The organism is Lysinibacillus xylanilyticus (assembly GCF_001708185.1).
In the GTDB taxonomy this organism is placed as follows: Bacteria; Bacillota; Bacilli; order Bacillales_A; family Planococcaceae; genus Lysinibacillus; species Lysinibacillus xylanilyticus_A.
Genome location: NZ_MDDN01000037.1, coordinates 1 through 4,693 on the forward strand (window position 1 = coordinate 1; position 4,693 = coordinate 4,693).

Here is a 4,693-nt window from a genome sequence, read left to right on the forward strand (position 1 = left end):
TAAATTGTGACTTCTGACACACCATATTCGCTAGCTAATTGATTGACCGGTGTACCCGAGCGATAAAGCTCGACTACTGTTTGTTTGAATTCTTTATTGTACTTTTTTTGACTCATGGTCGGACACGCCCTCTCTTTACTCAATTCTATTGATTTAACCGAGGTGTGTCCACTCATCTATAATACATCCATCATATCAGTTATCATATAGATTTATTAATTATCCTTAATTATTTTTTATTTCGTCTATTAAAATTTCTGTAAAAACATCCTTTATATTATCTTTCAAATTGGTCTGTTCTTTGAAATAATTATTCAATAATTCTACATAGTCTGCACTTAATTTTTTTGTTTCAACAATTCCTGAAACCTCAGTTTGTTCAATATCTAGCATAATAAGTTGAATTTTCTCATCTTCATTCAACATATTCCAATCCTCACCATCTACAATTTCTTGTTCTCCTTTCCAGTAATGAATCCCATCTTTTTCGGACTTAGTTATTGAAATTTTATCTGATATATTTGCGTCTACAGAATTACCAATATATTCTTTCTCATAGGTTTCGCCAAGCAATTCAAATTTTTTTAAAGCTTGATTATAAGTTTCAAGACCTTTAAAGAATATATCTATAAACGTATCTACATCTTGATTTTGCGATTCAAAAAAACTATTAAATGTTGTATAAGCTTTATTCAAATATTGGGAGCCTTCCTCTAAATATGAATATGAATTTTTATATTTTTCTAATTCAGAGTAGTCTTGCATATTTTCTAAAAAGAATAATGTAGTTTCTAAATTTGTAATTAGCAATGGATAGTCTCTTTCTGATAAATTTCCACCCGTAGATATTGCGGAAACAATTGTTTGTATAGAAGATTGAACTAGATTAAAATGTTCGTCAAGGTATTCCATATCTAATTCAAAATCTTTCTCTAACTGTTTTGGGTACTCTAAATCCTTACCAATAGTTGAGACTTTTTCTACTTCACCCTTTACCTTAGCTTCACCTCCAACATTTGTTTTTTCATCTGAATTATCAGAACATCCCGTCAATATTCCAGATATCAATAATATAAACCCTATTTTTTTTAACATTATGATTACCCCTTTTTAACAAAATAATTCTAACCAATCAATACTTATAGTATATAAACTAATGGTAATAATATTAATAGTATATGGATAGAGTTAGACCTTCCGACTAGGGTTGTTTCTAGGGAGGTGTTAACTTATGGATAGTTTAATCAGTTCTATAGGGTTACAAATTCGGTTATTACGAAAGAGCAAAAATTTAAGTCAAGAAGAATTGGCTTTTAAAGCAGGAATGCATCCAACATATATAGGACAAGTTGAACGTGGTGAAAAAAACCTAACTATCTCTAGCCTTCATCAAATTACAACTGCACTGGAAATTAATCTTACCGATTTCTTCTCAGTAATTGAAACTAATCATAAACATAAAGAAAATTTACCGTATCAATTTATCAAAGAACTATTACAAGATGTAAATATACATGAGCAGAAGAAATTATATGAGATCATTAAACAAATAGTCGATTTGAAAAAGTCTTAAAAAGCCCTCTTGTTAGTAGAGGGCACTGAAAAGTCGATTTTCCACAAAAAATGTAATATAAATCGATTTTTTCGAGTTTTTAAATCCAATAAAAGATAGATTTTCATTATAAAAAAGTGAATTATTTTAGTTTTTCAGTGCCCTCTATTAGTATTAGGGCTTTTTTATTTTTAAATTTTCTTTCCTAGAAAATTTACTATCAATATTCTTTATACAAACTTGATCAAAATAAATTCAATTCAATTCAATTCCAAATATTAAATAAATTACATTTTATAAACAATCATTAAAAGAATTTATAGTATAATATAACTATCAAAAACCTTACGAGGAAAATAAAATGGTAATAGAAAAATTAGAACAAATTGCAAAACCTATTGTAAGTGATATTACAAACCAACAAATTTTATATGGTATGGCTGTTCGTATACCACAAGTAGACATACTTAAATTATTTTCTGATTCTGAATTTGAGGATTTTATTGAGGAATGGTCTAGCTCTTATTTAGCTGAAAAAGCAAATTACAAAAAAGTATATAAAAATAGAGGCGCAGGTGATAAAGGAAGAGATATTATAGCAACCTTAGATGATAAAGAAGTGCTATGGGATTGTTACCAATGTAAACATTATGAAAATCCATTAACTCCTTCTGAAATATGGATAGAGTTTGGAAAACTATGCTTTTACACATTTAGAGGCGATTATACCATTCCACAAAAGTATATTTTAGCTACTTCCAAAGGCATTGGTACTAAATTAAAAGATCTAATTAAAAAACCAGAGAATTTAAAAGCGGAATTAATTAAAGTATGGGATAAAAAATGTAGAAAACAGATAACAGATACTGAAGAAGTAATATTAGAAGGTGAATTTAAAAAATATGTTCAAGACTTCGATTTTAGTATTATTAGTTTTCTTGAACCTTTAGAGCTAATTGAACAGCACCGTCAAACACCATATTATATTACAAGATTTGGTGGTGGATTTACAAAATTTAGAGAGGAACCAGAAATCCCTTCAATAATTAACGTTTCAGAAGCTACCTATATAGAAAAATTATTAAAGGCATATAATCATGATAGTAATGTGGTAGTTAAAAATATTGATAGTTTAAAGAGCAAATATAAAAAGCATTTATCTAGAGAACGTATTCATTATCATAAAGCACTGTCACTTGCTATATTTGAAAGAGATACTTTGCCAGAAGGAATGGAAGCTTTTGAAAAATTAAAAACATCTGTATTTAATGGGATCATAGATACTGTTGAATCTGATTACGATAGCGCATTTACAAGAGTTAAGGAAACAACAAAAGTAGCTAGAAGTTTACAACTTACAGGTAATGCATTAACTAGTTTAGTGGAAGACGATGATAAACACGGTATTTGTCATCATTTAGCCAATGAAAATAAAATTGACTGGGTGGATGTAGATGAGTAATACAACAGATAAATATTTATTTAATTCACCGTTAGAAGTGGCTTTAAGATTATTAGTTTTACTTAATCGTACTGAATTAAATAATTTTGATTTAGATCGATTAGTTATTTTCGATTATTTTATTTTACATGGAAATGATATTGATAAGAATCAAGAAAGTCTTCACCCACCCTTTACCTCATAGAAGCTCAGAAATAATAGTTAGAAGAAAATTAGTTCAAGAGAGCTTAGATATTTTAATAAGTAGAGGCCTTGTTTCACCTGTATATAAAAATACTGGCGTATTTTATTCAGCCAATAAAAGTACATCATTATTTGTGAATTTATTAAAAAGTACTTATTTCTCAAAACTTACTTTAGTTGTAGAATGGGTTCTTTCTAAATATGGAAATGTTAGTACATCTATGCTAAATAAACTTGTAAATGAGAATATTCATTTCTGGGGTGGAGAATTTGAATACGAAGCATTAGTAAGGAGTACATATGAACAATAAATTTGGTTTTATTTTAAATAGACTTGTCTTATCAAATTCAACTGAAACAAGAGAAATTAAATTTTATAAAGGATTGAATTTTATTTCTGGTCCAACTGATACTGGGAAAACTTATATATACCAATTAATAAAATATTTACTTGGTTCAAATGATGTACCAAAAAAAATACCAGAGAATAAAAATTTTAATACAGCCTTTTTGGAGATACAATCTCACTCAAGAAATGAAATCATTACTTTAAATAGAATATTAGATACAAACAAAATTAATATCTATAGTACTTCGTTTGAAAATATAGAAGTAAATACCCCTAGTAACTCTTTTAACACTCGAGGTAGCAGTAAAATAATTAGTAAGGAATTAATGGAGTATGCTGGTCTATATACTGATAAAAATATAAAAAGAACTATTAGAGAAGAGAAATATCAAAATATAAACTTTAGGAATTTTTTACATTTTTCTTTAGTTGATGAAATCCAAGTAATTAATGATAAATCTCTTTTGTTTGAAGGACAATATGTTTCAAAAACATTTGATTTAAACTTTTTCTATTATTTAATCTCTGGTACTTCTAACAATTATTTGACTTACTTATCTGATAAAAAAGAATCGAATAAAAAGACAGTTCCACAAGTACTAAGAGTTGATGAAGATCGAAAAAGTAAAAATAACCCTATTAAAGAAATTATTTATAAAACCAAAGAAGAAGTTGTCTATTTAGAAGAAGAATATAATAAAATTAATGAAATCACTTATAATGAAGAATTTGAATTTATAACTACAGAAATCTCTTCAAAAACTAAAAAAATACATGACCTATTTAAGGACATGGAAAAAACAAAATCAAAAATCTTAATGAATAATGAACTTATAAAGAGATTTAATCTATTAAGAGAACAGTTTAACTCTGATATGGAAAGGCTTGAATTTATTTTAGAGGGTGGAGGCATTATTTCTAACCTTTCAATTGAAAATTGTACTGTATGTGGTAGCAAACTTAGTGATCTAAAGCATAATCATAACAATTCATCAGATTCAATCGATATTGATGGTGAATCGTAAGCCCGAAATATAAAAAAAATAAGCGCACCTTCTCGGTACGCACGACTAATGGCCATCTACCCTGAATTTTTTCGGATAGATGGCTATTTTGCACATGTGGCTTGGATTTTTTTCGACCAAGG

At 27.9% G+C, this 4,693-nt stretch carries 7 protein-coding genes; 5 read left to right on the plus strand and 2 right to left on the minus strand.

The window, feature by feature from the left end; genetic code table 11:
- Together BFJ97_RS23070 and BFJ97_RS23075 are read right to left on the minus strand one after the other, a co-directional pair.
- Nucleotides 1–116 (minus strand): helix-turn-helix domain-containing protein (locus BFJ97_RS23070; protein ID WP_175401762.1); only part of this gene is annotated, 116 nt, incomplete at its 3' end.
- Nucleotides 117–225: 109 nt separating this feature from the next.
- Nucleotides 226–1,095 (minus strand): hypothetical protein, encoded by an 870-nt coding sequence (locus BFJ97_RS23075; RefSeq protein WP_068986934.1) that lies wholly within the window; start codon nucleotides 1,093–1,095, stop codon nucleotides 226–228.
- A 136-nt stretch (nucleotides 1,096–1,231) separates the two neighbouring features.
- Here BFJ97_RS23075 and BFJ97_RS23080 point away from each other — a divergent pair, with 136 nt between their 5' ends.
- The 5 genes from BFJ97_RS23080 (at nucleotide 1,232) to BFJ97_RS23095 (ending at nucleotide 4,571) form a co-directional block, all read left to right on the plus strand.
- Nucleotides 1,232–1,573 carry a helix-turn-helix domain-containing protein gene (locus BFJ97_RS23080; protein ID WP_068986935.1) on the plus strand — a complete coding sequence of 114 codons (342 nt, stop codon included), beginning with the start codon at nucleotides 1,232–1,234 and terminating at the stop codon, nucleotides 1,571–1,573.
- 340 nt (nucleotides 1,574–1,913) lie between these two features.
- A complete protein-coding gene (locus tag BFJ97_RS23085; protein ID WP_068986936.1) occupies nucleotides 1,914–3,014 on the plus strand; it encodes an ABC-three component system protein in 1,101 nt (366 codons plus the stop codon).
- Nucleotides 3,007–3,198 (plus strand): ABC-three component system middle component 2, encoded by a 192-nt coding sequence (locus BFJ97_RS23090; RefSeq protein WP_068986937.1) that lies wholly within the window; start codon nucleotides 3,007–3,009, stop codon nucleotides 3,196–3,198. Before BFJ97_RS23085 ends, BFJ97_RS23090 begins: the two co-directional genes overlap by 8 nt.
- Entirely contained in the window at nucleotides 3,149–3,508 is a 360-nt protein-coding gene (locus BFJ97_RS25765; RefSeq protein WP_368072758.1) for an ABC-three component system middle component 2, read from the plus strand. The genes BFJ97_RS23090 and BFJ97_RS25765 overlap by 50 nt, the downstream gene beginning before the upstream one ends.
- Nucleotides 3,498–4,571 carry a hypothetical protein gene (locus tag BFJ97_RS23095; RefSeq protein ID WP_068986938.1) on the plus strand — a complete coding sequence of 358 codons (1,074 nt, stop codon included), beginning with the start codon at nucleotides 3,498–3,500 and terminating at the stop codon, nucleotides 4,569–4,571. The genes BFJ97_RS25765 and BFJ97_RS23095 overlap by 11 nt, the downstream gene beginning before the upstream one ends.
- Nucleotides 4,572–4,693: the final 122 nt, after the last annotated feature.